Source organism: Mesorhizobium sp. B2-3-11 (assembly GCF_006442215.1).
Lineage (GTDB): Bacteria > Pseudomonadota > Alphaproteobacteria > Rhizobiales > Rhizobiaceae > Mesorhizobium > Mesorhizobium salmacidum.
On the sequence record NZ_VFVS01000006.1, the window covers coordinates 166,921 to 187,029 of the forward strand.

General features: G+C 64.3%; 24 protein-coding genes. 8 read left to right on the forward strand and 16 right to left on the reverse strand.

What is annotated here, in order from left to right; all coding sequences use genetic code 11:
* Positions 1-189: 189 nt before the first annotated feature.
* Positions 190-1,656 carry a hypothetical protein gene (locus FJ960_RS11030; RefSeq protein WP_140713840.1) on the reverse strand — a complete coding sequence of 489 codons (1,467 nt, stop codon included), beginning with the start codon at positions 1,654-1,656 and terminating at the stop codon, positions 190-192.
* 252 nt (positions 1,657-1,908) lie between these two features.
* Here FJ960_RS11030 and FJ960_RS11035 point away from each other — a divergent pair, with 252 nt between their 5' ends.
* Positions 1,909-2,511, forward strand: a complete 603-nt coding sequence (locus tag FJ960_RS11035; protein ID WP_140713842.1) for a sulfotransferase family protein — start codon at positions 1,909-1,911, stop codon at positions 2,509-2,511.
* 84 nt (positions 2,512-2,595) lie between these two features.
* On the opposite strand, the gene minE is transcribed toward FJ960_RS11035, so the two are convergent.
* From minE to minC, 3 genes are all read right to left on the reverse strand, one after another.
* Positions 2,596-2,868, reverse strand: a complete 273-nt coding sequence (gene minE / locus FJ960_RS11040) for a cell division topological specificity factor MinE (RefSeq protein ID WP_027144293.1) — start codon at positions 2,866-2,868, stop codon at positions 2,596-2,598.
* The gene (minD, locus tag FJ960_RS11045) at positions 2,865-3,680 is read right to left on the reverse strand and encodes a septum site-determining protein MinD (RefSeq protein WP_027144292.1); all 816 of its coding nucleotides are present in this window, start codon (positions 3,678-3,680) and stop codon (positions 2,865-2,867) included. The genes minE and minD overlap by 4 nt, the downstream gene beginning before the upstream one ends.
* Before the next feature lie 152 nt (positions 3,681-3,832).
* The gene (minC, locus tag FJ960_RS11050) at positions 3,833-4,675 is read right to left on the reverse strand and encodes a septum site-determining protein MinC (protein ID WP_140713844.1); all 843 of its coding nucleotides are present in this window, start codon (positions 4,673-4,675) and stop codon (positions 3,833-3,835) included.
* Between the two features lie 364 nt (positions 4,676-5,039).
* Here minC and FJ960_RS29665 point away from each other — a divergent pair, with 364 nt between their 5' ends.
* Positions 5,040-5,417 carry an AAA domain-containing protein gene (locus FJ960_RS29665; protein ID WP_246672729.1) on the forward strand — a complete coding sequence of 126 codons (378 nt, stop codon included), beginning with the start codon at positions 5,040-5,042 and terminating at the stop codon, positions 5,415-5,417.
* Between the two features lie 70 nt (positions 5,418-5,487).
* Here FJ960_RS29665 and FJ960_RS11060 read toward each other — a convergent pair whose 3' ends face one another.
* The 8 genes from FJ960_RS11060 to FJ960_RS11095 all read right to left on the reverse strand — a co-directional run bounded on the left by FJ960_RS11060 (position 5,488) and on the right by FJ960_RS11095 (position 9,868).
* On the reverse strand, positions 5,488-5,637 hold the full coding sequence (locus FJ960_RS11060; protein ID WP_140509404.1) for a hypothetical protein: 150 nt from the start codon (positions 5,635-5,637) through the stop codon (positions 5,488-5,490).
* A 49-nt stretch (positions 5,638-5,686) separates the two neighbouring features.
* Positions 5,687-5,974: a hypothetical protein gene (locus FJ960_RS11065; RefSeq protein ID WP_027144288.1), complete on the reverse strand. Its 288-nt coding sequence runs from the start codon at positions 5,972-5,974 to the stop codon at positions 5,687-5,689.
* 168 nt (positions 5,975-6,142) lie between these two features.
* Positions 6,143-6,466 (reverse strand): DUF2934 domain-containing protein, encoded by a 324-nt coding sequence (locus FJ960_RS11070; RefSeq protein WP_140713846.1) that lies wholly within the window; start codon positions 6,464-6,466, stop codon positions 6,143-6,145.
* Positions 6,467-6,588: 122 nt separating this feature from the next.
* Complete coding sequence (locus FJ960_RS11075; protein ID WP_140508668.1) at positions 6,589-7,188, reverse strand: BA14K family protein; 600 nt, start codon at positions 7,186-7,188, stop codon at positions 6,589-6,591.
* A gap of 107 nt (positions 7,189-7,295) precedes the next feature.
* Positions 7,296-7,805, reverse strand: coding sequence for a DoxX family protein (locus tag FJ960_RS11080; RefSeq protein WP_140713848.1), 510 nt, complete (start codon positions 7,803-7,805; stop codon positions 7,296-7,298).
* 241 nt (positions 7,806-8,046) lie between these two features.
* On the reverse strand, positions 8,047-8,526 hold the full coding sequence (locus FJ960_RS11085) for a tetratricopeptide repeat protein (RefSeq protein ID WP_140713850.1): 480 nt from the start codon (positions 8,524-8,526) through the stop codon (positions 8,047-8,049).
* Between the two features lie 30 nt (positions 8,527-8,556).
* Complete coding sequence (locus FJ960_RS11090) at positions 8,557-9,528, reverse strand: MBL fold metallo-hydrolase (protein WP_140713852.1); 972 nt, start codon at positions 9,526-9,528, stop codon at positions 8,557-8,559.
* A 118-nt stretch (positions 9,529-9,646) separates the two neighbouring features.
* Positions 9,647-9,868: a DUF680 domain-containing protein gene (locus FJ960_RS11095; protein WP_140713854.1), complete on the reverse strand. Its 222-nt coding sequence runs from the start codon at positions 9,866-9,868 to the stop codon at positions 9,647-9,649.
* 281 nt (positions 9,869-10,149) lie between these two features.
* Between FJ960_RS11095 and FJ960_RS29455 the strand changes: the two genes are divergently transcribed.
* The 4 genes from FJ960_RS29455 to FJ960_RS11110 all read left to right on the forward strand — a co-directional run bounded on the left by FJ960_RS29455 (position 10,150) and on the right by FJ960_RS11110 (position 15,721).
* Entirely contained in the window at positions 10,150-10,287 is a 138-nt protein-coding gene (locus FJ960_RS29455) for a hypothetical protein (protein ID WP_181166066.1), read from the forward strand.
* Positions 10,288-10,488: 201 nt separating this feature from the next.
* Entirely contained in the window at positions 10,489-14,607 is a 4,119-nt protein-coding gene (locus tag FJ960_RS11100; RefSeq protein WP_181174202.1) for a Pls/PosA family non-ribosomal peptide synthetase, read from the forward strand.
* Complete coding sequence (locus FJ960_RS11105; RefSeq protein ID WP_140713858.1) at positions 14,604-15,080, forward strand: GNAT family N-acetyltransferase; 477 nt, start codon at positions 14,604-14,606, stop codon at positions 15,078-15,080. The genes FJ960_RS11100 and FJ960_RS11105 overlap by 4 nt, the downstream gene beginning before the upstream one ends.
* A complete protein-coding gene (locus tag FJ960_RS11110; protein ID WP_140713860.1) occupies positions 15,077-15,721 on the forward strand; it encodes a 4'-phosphopantetheinyl transferase superfamily protein in 645 nt (214 codons plus the stop codon). Before FJ960_RS11105 ends, FJ960_RS11110 begins: the two co-directional genes overlap by 4 nt.
* An 8-nt stretch (positions 15,722-15,729) precedes the next feature.
* On the opposite strand, the gene FJ960_RS11115 is transcribed toward FJ960_RS11110, so the two are convergent.
* The 3 genes from FJ960_RS11115 to FJ960_RS11125 all read right to left on the reverse strand — a co-directional run bounded on the left by FJ960_RS11115 (position 15,730) and on the right by FJ960_RS11125 (position 18,016).
* Entirely contained in the window at positions 15,730-16,830 is a 1,101-nt protein-coding gene (locus FJ960_RS11115; protein ID WP_140713862.1) for a KamA family radical SAM protein, read from the reverse strand.
* A gap of 128 nt (positions 16,831-16,958) precedes the next feature.
* A complete protein-coding gene (locus FJ960_RS11120; protein WP_140713864.1) occupies positions 16,959-17,837 on the reverse strand; it encodes an NmrA family NAD(P)-binding protein in 879 nt (292 codons plus the stop codon).
* Positions 17,834-18,016 carry a DUF1127 domain-containing protein gene (locus FJ960_RS11125; RefSeq protein WP_140508649.1) on the reverse strand — a complete coding sequence of 61 codons (183 nt, stop codon included), beginning with the start codon at positions 18,014-18,016 and terminating at the stop codon, positions 17,834-17,836. Before FJ960_RS11125 ends, FJ960_RS11120 begins: the two co-directional genes overlap by 4 nt.
* Before the next feature lie 215 nt (positions 18,017-18,231).
* Between FJ960_RS11125 and FJ960_RS11130 the strand changes: the two genes are divergently transcribed.
* Positions 18,232-19,143 carry a transcriptional regulator GcvA gene (locus tag FJ960_RS11130; RefSeq protein ID WP_140713866.1) on the forward strand — a complete coding sequence of 304 codons (912 nt, stop codon included), beginning with the start codon at positions 18,232-18,234 and terminating at the stop codon, positions 19,141-19,143.
* A gap of 72 nt (positions 19,144-19,215) precedes the next feature.
* Here the strand turns inward: FJ960_RS11130 and FJ960_RS11135 are convergent, their stop codons facing one another.
* Complete coding sequence (locus FJ960_RS11135; RefSeq protein WP_140508645.1) at positions 19,216-19,668, reverse strand: helix-turn-helix domain-containing protein; 453 nt, start codon at positions 19,666-19,668, stop codon at positions 19,216-19,218.
* Positions 19,669-19,782: 114 nt separating this feature from the next.
* On the opposite strand from FJ960_RS11135, the gene FJ960_RS11140 reads away from it, so the two are divergent.
* On the forward strand, positions 19,783-20,079 hold the full coding sequence (locus FJ960_RS11140) for a YciI family protein (protein WP_140713868.1): 297 nt from the start codon (positions 19,783-19,785) through the stop codon (positions 20,077-20,079).
* Positions 20,080-20,109: the final 30 nt, after the last annotated feature.

Genomic DNA, 20,109 nt, shown 5'->3' on the forward strand with positions numbered 1-20,109 from the left:
GCCACTGGCACAATGAGCAGGCCGGCACCAGCCTGGTCTCACGCAGCGGTCAATACCGAAGACCGGTAGGTGATGAAATACTGGTCGCGATGCGCCTGGCGACCTCGACGGCCGCCGCTTTCGACCGCCCGACATTGAACAGCGCACGCTAAGCGCAAAGCGCTGGGCAACGAGACCTGCGGAGCCGAGCTACGACGTGGCACGCAGGTTCCTGCGGATGGGCCGCCTGCCCGTTGCACGGGCTTTCTCGGCCACCACGGCGGCGATCTCTACCACCTCGCCCTCGCGCGGTCTGCCGTTGGTGGCCTTGTGGAGCCGTTCGTAGGGCAGCAATTCCTTGATCCGGGCATTGAGCGACGCGATTTCGGCCCGCAGATCCTCGCATTCCTGCCGCTGGACATCCCGTTGTATGTCCTCCGACGCCTGCTGCAGCGTGAGCTGCGAAAGAGTGGCGTTCGCCCTGGAAAGGCTCAGCTTGTCGGCTTCGTTCTCATCCGTGAGCGCGGACAGTCTTTCATCGGCGATCTTCTTTTCGGCCACTGCGTCGTCCAGCTCGGTCTTGAGCCTGGCCATCTCGGCGGCGGCCGCACTGTTCTCGTTGGAGGCCCGCGCCAGCCGCGATTCCAGATCTTGTATCTCGGAACGCAATCCGCGCATTTCCGTCTGGGCGCGAGCCCGTTCGGCTTCCCAGTCGCCTTGCATCATGCTGGCCGACTCGGTCTTTTCCGCCAGCTTGGCCTGTGTCGCCTCGAGCGCCTTCTGCAGCCGGATCTCCTCTTTCTCGCTCTTGCCGAGCGCCGCCATCAGTTCTGCAAGCCGCGCCGCTTCGCTGGCGTGGATTGTCGAAAGCTCGTCCAGCCTGTGGCGCGCCTGGGTCTCCCGCTTCAGCACCTTGTCGAGCTCGGCTGACAGGCTGACATGTTTTTCCCGCAGCATCTTGCTCTCGCGCAGGCGCCTGTTGGCTTCGACCGTCCTGGCCGTCAGCCGGTTGGCGATGTCGCCGAATTCCGCGTCGCGTTTGGCGCTGGCATTGGCCGTCTCCGTGAGCTCGAGCCTTACCGCCGCAAGCGTTGCGCGAAGCGTCTCCCGGTCCTGGACCAGGCTTGTCTCGCGCTGCTGCAGCAATTCGCACGCGCCGTCACGCTCGCGCAGCTTTGCCGCCGTGTCGTGCAGCTTGTCCGACAGCGTCCGTTGCTCCGCGACCAGGCCGGCATTCGCGAGCTCCAGCTCGTTGGCGCGAAGAATGTCGGTGTGGAGGATATTGAGGAATTCGCGCGTCAGATGGTGCGAGGTCGAGATCTCCGACAGTTTGCCGTTGATCTCATCCAGATAATCCCTGGCGTCGTGGAACATCCCTTCGAAGGCATTCAACGCCGCCAGCCGGGTCTGGGCATGGGGGGTCAGTCGTGGCGCGGTTTCGGCAGTTTCGGCATTGCCCGCGTCATCCGGATTGTCCGCGGCATCCGCATAGTCGGCATCGGCTTGTGGTGGCGAGGCATCGGCGCCTGACCCGGCATCGGGGACACCGTCGCCCTTTGGCGGTGACTCGAATTCGCTGTCGAGGCTGGCATCCAGGGCGTCCGCAAGATCGTCCTGCAACTCCTGGAGGGCATTATCTACGTCTTCAGCACGCTTGATCAGGCTCTTGAAGTTCATACGGAACTCCCTCTGTACGCAACCAAAACCGGATATTTAACAAACTGCTAATATGCATCCTTACATCCGCTTATTCCGCAGGGGAAGCCCCCCTTGGAAAATGTAAATTTCCGACATTGGCGATTTGGATGCCGCGAGCAGCCAGTGCCGAGCCTCCGGCGCAGACCGTGGCGTTCGCGACGGTGTGAACGTGGTGTGCTGCCTGATATGCTGCCGGCAAACGGCTTGCAGGTCGAACGGGAGGGCGTGGAGATGTCGATCAAGGTGATCGGAACCGGCTTCGGTCGAACGGGCACGGATTCGATGCGCGAGGCGCTGGCCATTCTCGGCTTCGGCCCCTGTCATCACATGCATGAAGTGAACGGTAACGAGGAGCAGAAACGGATGTGGCGCGCGCTGGCCCAAGGTGCCACGCCGGACTGGAACCAGCTGCTCTCGGGCTATGTCTCCTGTTTGGACTGGCCCTCGGCGTACTACTGGCGCGAACTGATCGAATTCTATCCGAATGCCAAGGTGATCCTGACCTACCGTTCGGCCGAAAGCTGGTGGGAGAGTTTTGAAAAAACGATCGCGGCGGGACTTGAGCAAAGCGTGGATCAGGAATCGCTGGGCCTTGTCCTGATCGCCAGGCAGGTGTTCGGCGGCCGGCCTGGCGATCGAGCGCATGCCATTGCCTGCTACGAGGCCAATGTCCGTGCGGTGTACGCTGGGGTGCCACCGGAGCGGCTGCTGGTCCACGCTCTTGGCGATGGCTGGGAACCGCTGTGCACCCATCTCGGCGTTGCGATACCGGATCAGGACTATCCCAATCGCAACAACGCCGCGGGCTTCAGGTCGAGATTTTCGCTGAACTGATCTGGACGCATACCGGCGGTGCCGGCCCGGCAAAATCCGGGTCCCTCGCCCCTCTGGAGCGGGGCGAGGAAAAGGCGGGGCGTTTTACCCCGCCATGGCCAGCGGCACGGCGCTCTTGTTGGGGATCTGGATGTCGATTTCCAGCGTCGACATGGTCTCGCCGCGATCCATCGAGACCTGGAGATAATCCTGGTCGATCTGCACATGCCTGGCGATCACAGCCATGATCTCCTCGCGCAGGATGGAGACGAGATCGGGCTGGCCACGGCTGCGGCGCTCATAGGCGAGCAGCACCTGCAGCCGCTCGCGCGCCACCGGCGCGCTAGTGCGCCGCTTGAAGAGGTCGAGGATGCTCATGCGGCCCTCCTTCCGAGCAGACGGTCGAGAAAACCCTTGCGTTCGAAGGGCACCACCACCGGCAAATCTTCGCCTTCCAGCCGCCTTGCCGCTTCGAGATAGGCTTTGGCGGCGTTGTTGAGCGGTTCCGACAGCGTCACCGGCGAACCGAGATTGGAGGCGCGCAGCACATCCTGGCTTTCCGGGATGATGCCGAGCAGCGGTACCGACAGGATTTCCAGCACGTCGTCGATCGAGAGCATTTCGCCGCGCGCGGCCCGCGCCGCGTCATAGCGCGTGACCAGCACGTGCTTGGCGATCTGCTCGCCCTGTTCGGCGCGCATGGTGCGGGCGTCGAGCAGGCCGATGATGCGGTCGGAGTCGCGCACCGACGACACTTCCGGATTGGTGACGATGACCGCCTCGTCGGCGAAGCGCATGGCGAGCTGCGCGCCGCGCTCGATACCGGCCGGGCTGTCGCAGAAGACATAGTCGAAGACCGATCGCAGCTTGTCGATCACCTCGCCGACGCCCTGCTCCGTCAGCGCATCCTTGTCGCGCGTCTGCGAGGCCGGCAGCAGGAACAGCGTGTCGACGCGCTTGTCGCGGATCAGCGCCTGCGACAGCTTGGCTTGACCCTGGATGACATTGACGAGGTCGAACACCACGCGCCGCTCGGCACCCATGATCAGGTCGAGATTGCGCAGGCCGACATCGAAATCGACCAGCGCCACCTTCTTGCCGGTCTTGGCGACCGCGGCACCCAGCGCGGCCGTCGAGGTGGTCTTGCCGACGCCCCCCTTGCCCGATGTGACGACCACTACCTTGCCCATGGAAAAAGCCTCCGTTGCCTGTTGTCGTTTGTTATGCCGTGCGCCGCACGGTCAGAGCCTGCCATCATGCCATCCCAAACCGGTCCGAAGCTTGCGCGCGCGGCGCATGTCCCGACCGGAACCGTGAAACCGGGCGTCAGCATCGCGCCGCCCTAGTTCAAGGGCACGACGGCGAGCATGTCGCCTTCGAGGAAGGCCTGCACGGCCTTGCCGCGCGAGACGCCTTCCATCTCTTCGGCCGTGGTGTACCAGCCGTCGACCGAGATCAGTTCCGCCTCGTTCCTGCGGCAGAAGATGCGCGCTGACCGATTGCCCTGCGAGCCGGCGATGGCGCGGCCACGCAGCGTGCCATAGACATGGATCGAGCCCGCCGCGATGATCTCCGAACCGGACGCGACCGAGCCGAGCACGATGACATCGCCATGCGGATGGAAGATCGACTGGCCCGAGCGGATCGGCGACTTGACCATCAGCGTGCCGGCCTGGCCCGCTTCCACCACGCCGGCTTCCGCCGCCTTGGCAGCCTTGCCCTTGCCGGCCTCGGCCTTGATTTCGACAAGCTTGCCCTCTTCGGGCTTGCCGGCGTCCTTGCCGTGATCCGAAAACACCGTCTCCAGCTTGCCGGCTTCTTCCAACGCCTCCGCCTTGCCCTTGCGGCCGGAAAGCAGACCGTCCGAAGTCGCCTCCTTGGCGCCGGTCAAAAGCGGCGGCAGGTCAAGCCCGAGCGAAGCGCCTTCGAGCTCGATCGCATAGACCCGGATACCGCGCGCACCGAGCGAAGCAACCAGCAGCGCGATATCGGCGACCTCGGGCTTCAGCACGTTCAAATCGAGCACCACGGGGCGCCCGGCAAAATACCCCGGCGAATTGCCGATCCAATGATCCAGCCCCTCCAGCCAAGCGGAAATCGGCGCCTCCGGCGTGAGCGAAAAGGCCACGAACGAACGGGCGCGAAAACGGATGGATTTTGTTTCGACGGGGGCGGCAAAGGTCACGGCCAGCGAATCCTTACTGAGAGGTAAACGCTAGGGGGTTAATGGTTAACGAATGGTTAACGGAGAGGGGTGGAGAGAGAGTTGGAACTGAGATTTCTGACAGCGTGGAGGCAACCATACTGACCGTTTGCCTGGAAACCAAATCTGGCACGCGGGAAGTTGGGGTGCCCCTTCTGGTACATCGGCGGTGCGAAGAGCCTATGTTCAGTATATCGAATGCAATTGCCTATGAGAATCTGATGGTCCAAGCGAAGACCTCCAAGATCTCGCCTATCCGGGACTTCTAGGTCCTTCGCAGTGGATCGATGTGGAAGGGCGCGGACAGGAGAAATGGTGCCAGCGGGAGGGCGAGGTATTGCTGGATATGCTCAGGCAACTCCGCCAACAAGAAATCGCACCTGACTTTTACATTGTGACCCCGTTTGTGGTGGTACAGGATCGCATGCGTGAAATGTTGCGCTCCAGCGGTTTGCTTGACGGATGGGTCGAGAATCCCTTCACCTGGGTGTACGAGCGCGTCGGAACAGTCCACACGGTCCAAGGGCGAGAAGCTGAGGCAATTTTCTTCATCCTTGGAGCACCCAATGCCGAGCAGCGTGGCGCGCGAGGGTGGGCAGGCGGACGACCCAATCTGCTGAACGTCGCCGTCACGCGGGCTAAGGAGGTCGTGTATGTCATTGGGGACCGAGCTCTCTGGAAAAGCGCGGGTGTATTTCAGTCGCTTGATAAATTCTTGTTGTAGTGAATCAAGAAGGCATTGCCGAACAGTTGGCCTGAGCTGTGGTGGCAGGGCCTAGGGCAGATTCGCCATCTCACCCCCGCTTGAAATACTGCACCTCCCGCTCATGCTTCTCCGCCGCCTCCCTCGTATCGAACGTCCCCAAATTCCGCCGCTTCCCCGTCTTCTCGTCCTTCTTCCTTGAATAGAGCCGGTATTTTCCGTCCTTCAGCTTCCTGATCATCGGTCTCTCCCTTGGCGAAGGGCCCGGCGATCGCCGAGCCCTTCCCTTGTCAGTCACGGTGTTCGGGCATGGCTTTCAGCTGGTCCTTGGTCCAGCTGGTCACGGCGTGGACGTCGCCGTCCTCGTCGCGCATGAAATCGAGTTCGTTGGCGGCGACGGCGACCGGTTTGGCGCCGATGCCGAGGAAGCCGCCGACATCGATCACGACCTGGCCGCTGCCATGCATGTGGTCGACGGAGCCGATCTTTTCGTCGTTGGGGCCGTAGATCGTCGCGCCTTCAAGCGTGTCGGGGGTCAGTTCGGCGGGGCGGAGCCTTACGTGGTTTGCGTGGTCCATGAGTGCATCTCCTCTGGGGGTTGGGACAGGGTGAACCTCCGAGGCGGCCAAGGGTTCCGACATTGCCGCGGATGACGGAAGTAGCGGGCGCGCGGATTTTGAGGGCCGGCTCGATGAATCATCTTCTCATCAAGTCGCGCCAACGCATTGTCTCGAAATGCCTCGCGTTCAGCGCTTGCGCTTGGCCTTGAGGTTGCGCGCGGCCTGCTCGATCGCGGCGCGGTCGGTGCCCAGGCGGTCGAGCAGCGCCTGCGCCTCGTCGCCCGATATGCCGGCGCGGATGGCCAGTTCCTCTACCGTCAGCACGTCGGAGCTGGCGATCTCGCCGGTCTGCGGTAGCGCGTCGTCCGCCGTCAGCGGCAGGGCGGCTTCCCTATCGATCTCCATCTCGGCCTGGCGCCAGTGACGGTCATGGTCGCCATGCGCGCCGCCTTCGCGCTGCCAGATCTCGTAGGCGCGGTTCCTGATCTTGTCGTCACGGTCGTCGCTCATATCCATTCCTCCACTCATGTGAGGCATGAACGCCGCGCCGATCCGAACGATCCAAAAAATCTGCGTGATCTCTGGGATCACAAGGCGCCTTTCAGCCGCGCCCGGCCTCCCGCATCCGGCTGCTATTCGCATTGGCGCCTGGGTCCGCCGGAATAGGGCTGATAGCTGTTGTCCTCGGGCCGGTAGGAGCGATAGCGGCTGAAGCAGGAATCGACATGGTCGGCGGAAAGCCCCGCCGTGGCGACCGAAGCGGCGTCGCCCGTCTCGGCATAGCTGACTTCGGCTGAAGGCTTTGCCCCCTGGTCGGCGCCGGCGTCGAGATAGGGCGATACGCAGGGGCGCAGCCGCCCGCTATAGGACAAGTAGCTGTTGTCGTCGGGATGGTAGGAGCGGTAGCGGCTGGCGCACCACTGGAGATGGGACGCCGGCAGGACCGCGTCGCTTGCGGCGGGCTCGATCGAGCCGGTCGCGGCCGGATCGGGTGCCGGCTCCTTGGCGGCGATGTCGGGCGGGGCGGGCTGGTCGGCCGGCAAGCGTTCAAGGTTCTGCGCCGCCTTGTTCACCGGCCGCGCGTTCCTGGTCCAGAGCTCCGCCACGCTGACAGTCGGCCTTGCCTCATGCGCAGGCTTGGCGGCAAGCAGCCAGGCGGCAAAGGCGAGCCCGCTGCCGAAAACCGCCAGCGTCAAAACGAAGCCGCTGACCAGTGCCACGATCGCTTTCACGTCACGCTCCTTCAGCCCCTGCTTATAGAATGCGGAGCATCAAGGCTGGTTCCAGCAAAGTGCGTGTCGCGAGCGTGTCCGGATGAGGCGCGCGGGCTCAGCTCCCCTCAAACCGGCAGCCCCAGGGAAAACTGGTTCTCCACCGCCAGCAGCGCCGCCACCATGGCCTTGTCGCGCTGCCGCTGCTGCAGGTAGCCGGCCAACAACCAGTCCAGCGAGAACCTGCCGGCGCCCGCCACGGCCAGCACGAACATGCCGCCCGCGATGGCCAGATCCTTTTCGAAATGCAGCAGTTCGTTCTGGCTGGCGAAGTCGCTGTGGAACAGGGTTGCCGTCGCCAGGCAGAACAGGCCGAGCCCGATTGCGCCAAGCCGCGTCAGCAGGCCGGTTGCGACAGAAAGCCCTGCCCCCAGTTGCAGGGCCACGGTGGCGATGAACAGCGGCAGGCTGACACCGAGCGCCGCCATCGCCTTGGCGGCGCCTTCGAAATGGGTGGCCAGCGTGACGCCCTCATGCAGGAAGATGAGAGAAAGCAGCAGGCGACCGGCGATCAGGGCCGCGTCCCTCAGGTATTGTCTGGTGGCGTGCAGCTTCGCGGCGCGTTCCTTCAGGGTCATGGTCGGGCTCCGATATTTTGGGCACAGGCGACGTCAAGCGGGGATGGCGCCTGCCGAATGTTATGTTCGAAAGGCCGGAGCCGGTTCGAGGGAGAGGCGCCGGCTCCGGCAATGGGCGCCAGCCACGAGCGCCCGAACTTTGGTGTGTTGGGGATGGTTAGCGCCAAGGCCCCCACTCCGTCTCGGCTTCGCCGAGCCACCTCTCCCCCCACGTCCGTGGGGGGAGAGGAAATAGGTGGCGCTACTTCGTCACCTTGGTGTCGATGGCCTTTTGCAGGTCGGAAAGCTCCTCGCAGCCGGCCGGGCAGAGTTTCTGCAGCGAGGCCAGTTGCTGATTGGCTTTGGCCATGTCGCCAGTCTCGACATAGAGCTCGCCCAGATATTCGCGGGCCGCCTTGTGGTCGGGCTTCAGCTCCAGCGCCTTGTTGTAGTAGGTCAGCGCGGTGTCGAAGTCGCCGGTCTTGCGCAGTGTGAAGCCGAGCAAATTATAGACGTCGGCCTGCTGATTGTCCTGCGCGAGGTCGCGCAGATCGGCCAGCGCGCCCTTATAGTCCTTGGCGTCGAGCTTGGCCTTGACGGCGGTGAGGTCGGGCGCGTCGGCGCCCTCGATGTCGTCCACCGCAAAGGCAGGCATGATTGTGGCGACGGGAACGACGGTCAGCACGGCAATGGCGCCGAGCAGGCCGAACAGGGCGTTTCTGCCCAGAAGGGATCGTTTCATTGTCTGTCTCGCTTGGTTGAGTGCTGGCGCTCAAATCTGCACGGGAGTGAAGCCATAGGCGCTGCCGTCCTTGACGAAGACGCCGGTGCCCGGGAACGGAAAGTGCGAGCCGGAAATGCGGATGTTGTCCGCGATCACCCGGTCGATGATCTTGTGGCGCGTGGCGATCGCCGTCGGCCCGTCCTGGTCGTAGGCGCCCTGCCATTCCGGGTGCGGCGCCAGCAGCGCCGGCACATACATGGTGTCGGCCGAGATCATCAGCTGCTCCTTGCCGGAGTTGGCGAGGTACACCGAATGACCCGGCGTGTGGCCGGGTGCGGCGATGATCTGGATGCCGGGCACGACCTCGGCGCCGTCCTCGACCAGCTTCCAGTTCTTCCATTTCGGGAAGTTCTCGGCGATGCGCTTGCCCGCCGGCTTGCGACCCTCCGGCAGCTTGGCCAGACGGCTGGGATCGGTCCACCAGTCGTATTCGGTGGCGTTGACGATCAGCTCGGCATTGGGGAACACCGGCGTGTTGGTGCCCTTCTCCATCAGGCCCCAGACATGGTCGGGATGGAAATGCGAGATCATGATAGTGTCGATCGCCTTGTAGTCGAGGCCGGCGGCGGCCATGTTGGCCGGCAGATGCGTGGCGTTGGCCTGCCATTGGCCGACGCCCGAGCCCGCATCCATCATGATCAGCCTGCCGCCCATCTTGAGCACGGCGACGGTGAGCGGAATGGGCATGAAGTCGGTGGTCAGCCCTGCCTTGGCGAGTGCCGCCTTGGTGTCGTCGACCGAGACATCCCTGATGAAGGCCGGGTCATGCGGCTTCTTCCAGATGCCGTCATAGATGGCAGTGACCTCGATGTCGCCGACCGTGTATTTGTAGAAGCCGACGGTGGGCTCCACCGGCGTCTGTGCGAAGGCGGGCCGGGTGAATTCCACCTTGCCGGCAAGGCCGAAAGCGGCAGCGGCGGCGGCGGATTGAAGCACTGTGCGGCGTGTCATGCTGAACATGGTGATCTCCTCTGTTGAGTTGTGGCTACTTTTTGAAGGAATGACGGAGGACCGCCGGCCCTCCGTCGCTGATCGCGGATCGGAGCGGCACCGTCGGGATCCGGCGCCGACCATGAACTCAGCCTCCCCAGATGCCCTGACCGGGTTCCTCCGCATCAGATTTCATCGTCGCCTGCATGCCGTGATGAACCATGTCCGGCTTGGCGGTAGAGGCGGTGTAGGTGTTGTCGACCGTCACGGCGGCCGGCGTGATGGTGCTCGTGCCGAAATGATCGCTGCCGGCAAAGGCAGAACTCGGGGCGAGCAACATCGCAGCCACGCTGAGGGCGAGCTTGGTCATTTCGGTAAATCCTGTTTCGTTTTCCACGGGTCGCGGACCGTAAGATTGCCCCGCTTGCAGAGAAGACCCGGAAAGGCCGTGCTTTATTCCCGGGGCGGTGAGATTTTTCTGGAGGGGCCGAAACCGGCGGCAGCGGCCATGCGGAAGGGCGCACCCAGACACAATCCAGAAACAAGTTTCAACAGTTCGGAAAAACTGGCGAAAAGATCGGATGGCATAAGCATCCCTCAACGGCCGGAAATCCGGCCGCCACACAGGCATACGGGGTTTGGGTACGGGCGATGCAACGAGGTTCGAACGGATGGATGGGTGCCCTGCCCGGCATGTCGCTCACCGACGGCAGTGCCCAGGCGATGCGCACGCCTCCGCCCCGAGCCGATGCTCCCGAACATGTGAAGACGGAGCGGCTGGTTCTGTGATAACCGCCCGGCCAAAGAGGACCCGGCGGTCAGCGATCGCCGGCCGGGATTCCGGAATCTTCCATTTTGGAAGCTTCGGTCATTCCACCTCCATCAACAACGACCAAATTGCAGCGGCGGCGCAGCCGACAATGCCTGCTCGAGCGGCGGCATGATCGATATGTGCCTGTGAAAGCTTCGCCAGGACGAGAAAGTTTGGAAATGGACCACGGTATCGAAATCGCCGAACTGGACAGGGAAGCGGCAAGATCGGCCGGAGAGCCCGAGACCAGCCCCCACAGCGCCGATGCACTTGCAGGACTTGCCTCCATCGCACACAGCCAGGTCCTGGTGGGTGCCGATTTTTCCCGGGCAGGTCAGCCGGGCGAGCGGCTCGACAAGGTCTTCGAGCAACTCGCCGAAACATTCGCCACGCTGCCGGCGGTAATTTCCGAGGGCCGCGGCTGGACCTATCAGGAACTGGACAAGCGCGCCAACCAGTTCGCCCGCCTGCTGCTCAAGCGCGGCGTGCGACCGGGCGACCGGGTCGGCCTCATTCTCGACCGGTCCGCGGAAACCTATGTGGCCCTGCTCGCCGTGGTCAAGGCGGGTGCCGCCTTCGTGCCGCTGGCGACCGCCTTTCCTGAAGAGCGCATGGCGCTCATCATCGAAGACGCCAGCGTCAGCCTGATCGTCACCATCGCCACCTATGCATCGCGGGCCGACCAGCTGCCGGTTCCGCATCTGTTGATCGACAGCGCCGCCGCCGAGATATCAGCCCAGTCCGACGCGCCGCTGAAGCCGCACAAGGCGCCGGCCGCCACTGCAATCGAAGACATCTGCTATATTCTCTATACGTCGGGCACGACCGGCAGGCCCAAGGGCGTGGCCATCCGCCACCAGAGTTTTGTCAACTTCATCCGCGTCGCCGCCGCGTCCTACGGCTACCGGCCGGGCGATCGCGTCTACCAGGGCATGACCATCGCCTTCGACTTTTCCTCCGAGGAGATCTGGGTGCCGTTCGTCGCCGGCGCGACCGTCGTGCCAGCACCGGGCCAGATGCCTCTGGTGGGCGAAGAGCTCGCCGATTTCCTGCGCCATCACGACATCACCTGCATGGCCTGCAGCCCGACGCTTCTGTCGTCCATGACCTCGGATGTGCCCGGCCTGCGCACGCTGCTGGTGGGCGGCGAGGCCTGCCCCCACAATCTGGTGGTGCGCTGGTCGAAGCCCGGCCGGCAGATCCTCAATACCTATGGCCCGACCGAGGCGACCGTCACGGCAACCATGGGTGCGCTGACGCCGGACCGGCCGGTGACGATCGGCGCGCCGCTGCCCACCTATTCCATCGTCATTCTCGACCCTTCGCTGCCGCAACTTGCCGAGCCTGGTGAACTGGGCGAGATCGGCATTGCCGGCATCGGGCTGGCGGTCGGCTATCTCAACAGGCTAGACCTGACCGAACAGAAGTTCATCGCCGATTTCCTCGGCCTGCCGAACAACCCGTCCAAGCGCATCTACCGCACCGGGGACCTTGGCCGGATCAACGACGCCGGCGAGATCGAGTATGCCGGGCGCATCGACACCCAGGTGAAGATCCGCGGCTATCGCATTGAACTCGGCGAGATCGAGGCCGTGCTGCTGGACCAGCCTGAAATCGCGCAGGCCGCCGTCACCACCTGGGAGATCGAGCCCGGCCGCGTCGAGCTCGTTGCCTATTACGCGCCCAAGGCCGGCCAGCCGGCGCTCTCGCGCGCCGAAATCGCCCAGACGATGAAGCGGCGGCTGCCGGATTACATGGTGCCCTCCTATCTCGAGGAACTGCCGGCGATCCCGATGACGGTCTCCAACAAGGTCGATCTTCGCCAGCTTCCCAAACCGACGACCGTCCGGCTTTCGGCCGACCGCGCCATGGTGCCGCCCGGCAACGACGACGAGCGTTTCCTGGCCGACGCGCTATGCGCCGTGCTGAGATTCGACGACGTGTCCGTCGAGGACAATTTCTTCGACGATCTCGGCGCCAACTCGCTGCTCATGGCGCATTTCTGCGCCCGCGTGCGCACCCGCAAGGAATGGGCGACGACGTCCATGCGCGACATCTATCTCTATCCAACCGTGGCGCGCCTGGCCAAGCACCTCAGCGTGGCGGAAGAGATGACGACGGCCACCAACGAGCCTGTTCTCACCCGCCAGGCGTCCAACCTCGTCTACTGGACCTGCGGCGCGGCGCAGTTGCTGTTTTACGCGCTTTACAGCTACGTGGCGCTGTGGGCCGTCAATGACGGCCTCAACTGGGTCTATGACACGCTCGACGACCCGCTGCAGCTATATGTCAGGTGCGTGTTGCTCTCGGCCGGCGTGTTCTTCGGCATGTCGGGCTTCGCCGTTGCCGCCAAATGGGTGCTGGTCGGCCGCTGGAAGGCGGAAGCGTTCCCGATATGGGGCCTGCGCTACTATCGCTTCTGGGTGGTCAAGACCTTGATCCGCACGGCACCTGTCGTGCTGTTCCGCGGAAGCCCGCTCTACAGCCTGTACCTGCAGCTTCTGGGAACCAGGATCGGCAAGAACGTGGTCATCGAATCCCGTGCCGTGCCCGTGTGCACGGACCTGATTTCGATCGGCGACCGTACGATCCTGCGCAAGGAATCGCTGATCCTCGGCTATCGCGCCCAGGCCGGCTATATCCACACCGGGCCGCTGACCATCGGCCGCGACGCCTTCGTCGGCGTCGGCTGCACGCTCGACATCGACACCGCGATCGGCGACGGCGGGCAGCTCGGCCATTCCTCCTCGCTGCAGCGCGGGCAAAGCATCCCGGACGGCGAACACTGGCATGGATCGCCGGCGGTGCCGACCACGGCGGACTATTGCAAGGTGCGCAACGTCAACCCTCCCCGCATCCGGCGCTTCCTCTACGAGGCCGTGCAGCTGATAGGGCTGTTTGCCATCGTCACCCCGCTGCCGCTTTTGTTCCACAGCTATTGGGAGAATATCGGCGACGACTATCAGGAGACGATCGGCATCGTGGCGATCGGCACCACGGTCACGCTTTTCGGCTACATCGCCTCGGCCTTCCTCGCCGCCACGGTGGTGCCGCGCCTGTTCAGCCTGATCCTGAAACCCGGCCGCACCTACACGCTTTACGGCTTCCGCTACTGGCTGCAGACGGTCGCCGAGTTCTCAAGCAACTCACGCGTGCTCGGGCTGCTGTTCGGCGACAGCTCGGCCATCGTCCACTACATGAGCGCCATCGGCTGGAACCTCAACAAGGTGGTGCAGACCGGCTCTAATTTCGGCTCCAACCAGCAGCATGAAAACCCGCTGCTGTGCGAGATCGGCACCGAGACCATGGTATCGGACGGGCTTTTCATGATCAACATGCACAAGTCCGCCTCCGCGTTCCGGCTCGAGCCGACGCGGATCGGCGAGCGCAACTATCTCGGCAACAATATCTACTATCCGCCAGATGGACGCACGGGCGACAACGTCCTGCTCGGCACCAAGGTGATGGTCCCGATCGACGGGCCGTTGCGCGAGAATGTCGGCCTTCTGGGCTCGCCGCCCTTTGAAATCCCGCGCATGGTGAACCGCGACAAGGAACTCATCGCCGGCATCGACGAGGCGGACCGGCGCCAGCGCATCCCGCTCAAGAACCGTCACAATCTGGTGACGATCCTCCTGTTCATGGCCACGCAATGGGTCATGCTGTTCGCCACGCTGGCGATCTGGGACCGGGCGCTGAACTATTATACCGAATGGGCGGAAATCGCCCTCTTCGCGGCGGTGCTTCTGACCTCGGCGATCACCATTCCGTTCTACATCTTCGTCGAGCGGGCAAGCCTTGGTTTCCGCAAGCTGAAGCCGCGGATAACGACGATCTACGACGTCACCTTCTGGCGCCATGAGCGCCACTGGAAGTTGGCGGATTCGCCTATCGTGCGCCTGTTCGCCGGCACGCCGTTCCGGCCGATGATCCTGCGCATGCTGGGCGTCAAGGTGGGCAAGCGCGTTTATGACGGCGGCGCCAACCTGACCGAGCGTTCGCTGGTGGAGATTGGCGACGATGTCACGCTCAACGAGGGCTGCGTCATCCAGGCCCATTCGCTGGAGGAAGGCGCGTTCAAGTCCGATTTCATCCGCATCGGCGATGGCTGCACGCTCGGGCCGTCCGCCTTTGTCCATTACGGCGTTGTGATGGGCAAGGGATCGATGGTCGATGCCGATTCCTTCGTGATGAAGGGCGAAGAGCTGGAGCCAAACTCCATCTGGCGCGGTAACCCGGCCAAGCTGCACCGGTTCGTCGAGCCGATCAACGAGGACTCCAGGGCATCTGCGTCTTGAAGGGCGGCGCGCCTGGCACAGTGGACATCCGTATCGCTCCCGTCACCAGGGCCAATCGCGCTTTGGTCACCACGTTGCAGCTGGCGCCGGAGCAGATGGATTTCGTCGCCAGCAATGCGGATTCCCTGCGCGAAGCCATATCCGATCGGGACGCGCGGCCGCGCGCGGTGACGGCCGGGGGCCGGCTTGTCGGATTCCTGATGTACGAGGCGCCGCGGGACGACGACGAGGCGCGCATCTACCGCTTCATGATCGACCGCGCCTGGCAGGGCCGGGGCTACGGCAAGGCCGCGCTGCGGGCGGTGCTGGAGGAAATCCGCGGGCTCGGCCACATCAGGCACGTGTCGATATGCTACGAACCGGAGAACGAGGCGGCACGGCGGCTCTATCGCAGCGCCGGTTTCGTCGAGGAGGGGCTCGATAAGGACGGCGAAATGATCGCCGATCTCGTCCTCCCGGCCGGCGACCGATGACGCCATCAGCCGATCCGTCTGAGGAAATCGCCCTGGCGCGCGCCATGGCCGCCATGGCCCCGGCCGGGGTCCGCACCGGCTGCCGGATCATCCGCGACGGCGACGAAGCCCATCTGTTGCCGGCGGAGGCAGGCTCGATCCCCGCCCGCCAGCCGGCCATGCGGCGGGCCAGCGGCGCGGCGCGCTGGATCGCGCACCGGCTGCTGGCGGACGTCGGCTTCGACGGTTTCGCCCTCTTGCGCACGCCATCAGGTGCACCCGCATGGCCGGAGGGGATAACGGGCTCGCTCGCGCATGATGACGACATGGCGGTGGCGGCGGTCGCGCCCGTTGCCGGCACCGGCTCGCTCGGCATCGATGTCGAGCCGGCGCTGCCCCTGCCCAACGACATTTTCTCGCTCGTAGCCATTCCCGCCGACCGGATGGGTGCAGCCGACCGGCAGCTCGCCGGCCGCATCCTCTTCGCCGCCAAGGAAGCGGTCTACAAGGCTGCCTATCCGCTGGATCGCGAAGTGCTGGGCTATGAGGACATCGCCGTGGACCTCGAAGCCGGCCACGCGACAACGAGGATGGGCCGCAAGGTCAGCATCGCATACTGCATCGCCCCGCGCGTGGTCGTGCTGGCGTTTATTGCAGAATAGGCATCGGCCTATTCGCTAACCACCTCCCGATAGGTCCTCACCTCCCCATCCAGCCCGCGTATCCGCCAGCTCTGCCCGTGTTGCCCCTCGACATGGCAAGGTCCGAGCGGCACCTTGCCTCCCCCATCCGGCAGGTCGATGACATAGACCGGATTGCAGATACCCGACAGGCGGGACCGCAGCGCTTCCACCAGCGCCTGGCCTTCGGCGATCGTGGTACGGCGGTGCGCCATGCCGCGCGCCAGGTCGCCATGGTGCAGGTAATAGGGTTTTATCCCCAGCCGGTACATCAGCTCGCGGCAGAGCTCTTCCAGCACCTCGACCGTATCGTTGACGCCCTTGAGCAGAACGCTCTGGTTAAGCAGCACGAAGCCCGCCTGCCGCAAGGTGCGGCAAGCCGCCTCAGTCGCGGATGTGATCTCGCGCGCGTGGTTGAAGTGGGTGACCACCGTCACCATCAGTCGGCCCTGCAGTGCCGCCACGAGCCCTGGCGTGATGCGCGAAGGCAACGCCACCGGCACACGCGTGTGGATGCGCAAGAGCCGCACATGGGGGATGGTCTCGATGCGGGCACGGATTTCGGCAAGCGCCGCATCGGGCAGCGACAGCGGATCGCCGCCGGTCAGGATCACCTCGCGGATTTCGGGGTGGCCGGCGATATAGGCCAGCGCCGGCTCCAGCGCCTCGCGCGTATACCCCCGGCCGATCGAGGTCAGCGATTCCTTGCGGAAGCAGAACCGGCAATAGACCGCGCATTGATAGGTCGGGAATAAAAGCACCCGGTCGGCATGGCGATGCGTCAGCCTGGGCACCGGACTGAATTCATGGTCGGCGATCGGGTCGCCAAGCTCGCCCTCCGTCTCGTCCAATTCCCCAGGCGACGGGATCACCTGCGCCCGGATCGGATCGGCGGGATCGTTCCAGTCGATCAGGTCGAGATAGCTCTTTGGCGCGCGCACCTTGTGGAGCGCGGCGGCGGCTTGCACGGCTTCGCGCTCGGCCGGCGAGAGCGGCAAGGAGGAGAGGTCGCGCACATGGCGTACGCCGGCGCGGACGTCGTCCTGCCAGGCGGTGTCGGCGGCGCGGGTTGCATCTTTGAGGTTGGGCATTGGGCGTCTCGGGCTGTTCGGGCGGACCTATCGGCCGGATGGGCTGTCGGGTCAACCACTGTCGCAACGCCAACCATGTCCGCCGCGCTCTACGGCGCCACCTTTGCCTTCACAACCTCCGCCCACCCTTAGCCCGCCATCGCCGCAAAAGCGCTTTCAATGGTCTCAAACCTCAGCTCCGGGTAGAGCGTCCCGGCTTCAGGCGTGGCCGTCTCCAGCGCGGTCTCGCCTCGGATCCAGAACGCGCGCAGCAATCCAAGGCCGGGAACCGCCGCGATCAGCGCCTCAAGCTCCTCGGCGCTCATCTGCTTGATGTGCGGCGAGCGGCCGCTCACCCGGCGCCACAGCTCGATCATCGCACTCTGTGTGATCTTGTTCTGAGCGATGCGGATTTCGCTGCGAACGGCGTCGGGATCCTCCAGCGCACGCAAGGTGACCGCCGCGATATCCTTCTCGCTGACAAACGTCGCCGGCACATTGCCGTCGCCATAGAGCGTCACCTCGTCGGGCGGCAGCGGCGACGAGCCGAAGCGCGTGAGGTCGCCCAGTGTCGCCACCCAGGTCGAGAAGAAGCCGTTGGTGTAGATCACCGTATAGGGCAGGTCGGCCTCCCTGACCGCGTCGAAGACGGCCCGCTTGATGTCGAGCGGTTCGATCGAGCCGGGTGCGGCGGCGGCAAAGTCGAGGCCGAAACCGGCGGACGGCACATAGCGGGAGACGCCGGCATCCCTGACGGCGCGCACCAGCGTCATCTCGCTGGCCGACCCGACATGCACCGAACTGATGACGCGATCGACCTTGCCGACAGCGCGCACAAGGCTGTCATAGTCATCGAGATCGCCGACATGCACCGTGGCGCCGAGCTCCTTCAGCGGGTACATCCGCGCTTCATTGGCCGATGTGGCGGGCCGGACGAGGACATGGAGGCTGTCGCCATTGCGCGCGCTGCCCTTCGCCATCTCGCTGCCGAGAAGCCCGGTCGCGCCGATGATCAGGGTGCTGGTCATATCGCCCTCCCATTGCCGAGAATGGAACCGTCCCAGTCGCGTTCGAGGCCGATGTCATGCAAACGGCGGTCGGAAAGCCGGGAGATCTGGCGCAGCGTGCGGCGGCGCTCGAACGCTGCCGCGCCTCGCGTGGCAAGGCCGCTCATCGCGGCCCCGATGGGTCGAAGGGTCAAGGTCATAATCCGTCTCCTGTGTTTCACTGGGCGCAAGCCTGCCGATGTCGCCCGGGCGGGGCGAGCATGACGGCTGCTCACACTTGTCTGGTCAATTCAGCGCATCGATGAACCGGAAGTCCGGTATGGATGCTTGGGACGCCTGAATATTGGGTCATTCGCGGCTGGACGACAAACGACTCTTTGTGCAGGATTTGTGAGCAACGCTCACAGGTCGAACCATGCCGCGCAGATTGCCGCCCCTCACCGCTTTGCCCGCCTTCGACGCGGCCGCGAGACATTTGAGTTTCTCCAAGGCCGCCGAAGAGCTCAACCTCACCCATGGCGCGGTCAGCCGCGCCATTCGCAACATCGAGGACAGGCTGGGCATCCAGCTCTTCGATCGCGGCACGCGCTCCGTGCGCCTCACCGCTGTCGGCGCGGCCTATGCGGCGGAGGTCGGCAAGGCGCTCGACCAGATCGCCGCCGCCACCATCGCCGCCACGCCCGACCGCTCGACCCGCATCCTCAACGTCAGCACGTCGGATGGTTTCGCCGGGCGCTGGCTGGTGCCGAGGCTGCATCGCTTTCATCGCGCCAATCCCGACATCGACGTGCGGCTGGCGACCTCGGGCGTGCTGGCCGATTTCGTCAGCGACGGCATCGACATATCCATCCGCTACGGCCGTGGCGGCTATACCGGGGTGACGGCGGAATTCCTCGCCGATGAAGAGGTCTTCCCCGTCTGCAGTCCCGAACTCCTGGAAGGCGACCATCCGCTGCGGCAGCCCGGGGATTTGAGGCATCACAAGCTGATCCACGACGCCTTCCGCATCGACTGGGCGACATGGCTTGAACAGGCAGGCGTCGAAGGCATCGACCCCAAGCGCGGCGTGCGCTTCGATTCCGCCACCTTCGCCGTCGAGGCCGCGGTGCATGGCGAAGGCGTGTTGCTCGGCCGCAGCGCGCTGGTTTCAGCCGACCTCGCGGCAGGCCGGCTGGTACGGCCCTTCGACCTCGCGTTGAAATCAGCGGCCAGCTACTACGTCGTCTATCCCGAAGGAGCGCTGCGCGAGAAGAAGATCAGGGCCTTCCGCGACTGGCTGTTCGCCGAGATCGCGGTCGACTGGGTCGGCGCGAAGAAGAGCGGCTGATCCGAACGCTCACCTTCCCTCTCTTACCGGCGAGATATCGCCGTCCGTTCGGAGCGGCGGCTACGCAACCAGTCAGTCCGACGGCTCGTCAGGCAGCTTGGGCATCACGATCTGGATGGGACGGCTGCCGATCGGCGCTCCGGTCCCGCGATCGATGCTGACCGGGTCGATTTCGGTTCCTGTCTCGGCGTCGAAGAACCGGGTGAAATTGCCACCGCCCCGGTGCCTTGCCCCCCATGCGGCGAGCGAAAACAGCACGGGAAGCAAATCCTGACCCGCCTGGGTCAGCACATATTCATCGCGTGGCGGCCGCTCTGAATATCGCCGTTTCTCCAGCAGCCCTTCCTCCGTCAGGGTTGCCAGCCGGCTGGTCAGCATCGTCGGGGCGATGCCGAGGTTCTTGCGAAATTCGTCGAAACGGCTGAGCCCCGCATGGGCGTCGCGCATGATCAGCATGCTCCACGTGTCGCCCACCGAGCCGAGGCTGCGGGCGATCAAACAGGGCTGGTTGGAAAGATTCTTCACGTCGATACCATTTTGATAGTGATTTACTACTAATTTGATAGTATCTGATCCCGCCAGGCCGTTCCACCGAAAAGTGAAGGTGACGGCCGGACATCGCGCCGCTGGAGTCCCCAAATGAAGTTCTATCTGTGCAAGTACATCCCGCCCCGCACCGACTTTCTCGCGACCATGACCGGCGACGAGCGGGAATGGATGAAGCAGCATGGCGCATTTCTGGACGAACTGCTCGATCGCGGACTGATCGTCGCCCATGGTCCGGTGATGGATCCAGGCGGCGGCTATGGCCTGTCGCTCTACCGGATCGCCGAGGACCAGAACATCCAGGCGATAACCTCGCAAGACCCCATCGTGAGGAATGGCGCCGGCCATTACGAACATCACCCCATGCTTCACCTGAGCGTGCGCGGCTGACAGGTCCGTCAGCACAAGCGCCATGACCAT

What these genes read in the sequence shown, in the direction of transcription:
- FJ960_RS11030 (WP_140713840.1), bottom strand. Translation starts at nt 1,656, where the DNA reads ATGAACTTCAAGAGCCTGATCAAGCGTGCTGAAGACGTAGATAATGCC.
- FJ960_RS11085 (WP_140713850.1), bottom strand. Translation starts at nt 8,526, where the DNA reads ATGAAACGATCCCTTCTGGGCAGAAACGCCCTGTTCGGCCTGCTCGGC.
- FJ960_RS11080 (WP_140713848.1), bottom strand. Translation starts at nt 7,805, where the DNA reads ATGACCCTGAAGGAACGCGCCGCGAAGCTGCACGCCACCAGACAATAC.
- FJ960_RS11095 (WP_140713854.1), bottom strand. Translation starts at nt 9,868, where the DNA reads ATGACCAAGCTCGCCCTCAGCGTGGCTGCGATGTTGCTCGCCCCGAGT.
- minD (WP_027144292.1), bottom strand. Translation starts at nt 3,680, where the DNA reads ATGGGCAAGGTAGTGGTCGTCACATCGGGCAAGGGGGGCGTCGGCAAG.
- FJ960_RS29455 (WP_181166066.1), top strand. Translation starts at nt 10,150, where the DNA reads ATGCAACGAGGTTCGAACGGATGGATGGGTGCCCTGCCCGGCATGTCG.
- FJ960_RS29665 (WP_246672729.1), top strand. Translation starts at nt 5,040, where the DNA reads ATGCTCAGGCAACTCCGCCAACAAGAAATCGCACCTGACTTTTACATT.
- minE (WP_027144293.1), bottom strand. Translation starts at nt 2,868, where the DNA reads ATGAGCATCCTCGACCTCTTCAAGCGGCGCACTAGCGCGCCGGTGGCG.
- FJ960_RS11140 (WP_140713868.1), top strand. Translation starts at nt 19,783, where the DNA reads ATGAAGTTCTATCTGTGCAAGTACATCCCGCCCCGCACCGACTTTCTC.
- FJ960_RS11125 (WP_140508649.1), bottom strand. Translation starts at nt 18,016, where the DNA reads ATGACCTTGACCCTTCGACCCATCGGGGCCGCGATGAGCGGCCTTGCC.
- FJ960_RS11120 (WP_140713864.1), bottom strand. Translation starts at nt 17,837, where the DNA reads ATGACCAGCACCCTGATCATCGGCGCGACCGGGCTTCTCGGCAGCGAG.
- FJ960_RS11110 (WP_140713860.1), top strand. Translation starts at nt 15,077, where the DNA reads ATGACGCCATCAGCCGATCCGTCTGAGGAAATCGCCCTGGCGCGCGCC.
- FJ960_RS11035 (WP_140713842.1), top strand. Translation starts at nt 1,909, where the DNA reads ATGTCGATCAAGGTGATCGGAACCGGCTTCGGTCGAACGGGCACGGAT.
- FJ960_RS11065 (WP_027144288.1), bottom strand. Translation starts at nt 5,974, where the DNA reads ATGGACCACGCAAACCACGTAAGGCTCCGCCCCGCCGAACTGACCCCC.
- FJ960_RS11130 (WP_140713866.1), top strand. Translation starts at nt 18,232, where the DNA reads ATGCCGCGCAGATTGCCGCCCCTCACCGCTTTGCCCGCCTTCGACGCG.
- FJ960_RS11060 (WP_140509404.1), bottom strand. Translation starts at nt 5,637, where the DNA reads ATGATCAGGAAGCTGAAGGACGGAAAATACCGGCTCTATTCAAGGAAG.
- FJ960_RS11090 (WP_140713852.1), bottom strand. Translation starts at nt 9,528, where the DNA reads ATGTTCAGCATGACACGCCGCACAGTGCTTCAATCCGCCGCCGCCGCT.
- FJ960_RS11070 (WP_140713846.1), bottom strand. Translation starts at nt 6,466, where the DNA reads ATGAGCGACGACCGTGACGACAAGATCAGGAACCGCGCCTACGAGATC.
- FJ960_RS11100 (WP_181174202.1), top strand. Translation starts at nt 10,489, where the DNA reads ATGGACCACGGTATCGAAATCGCCGAACTGGACAGGGAAGCGGCAAGA.
- FJ960_RS11115 (WP_140713862.1), bottom strand. Translation starts at nt 16,830, where the DNA reads ATGCCCAACCTCAAAGATGCAACCCGCGCCGCCGACACCGCCTGGCAG.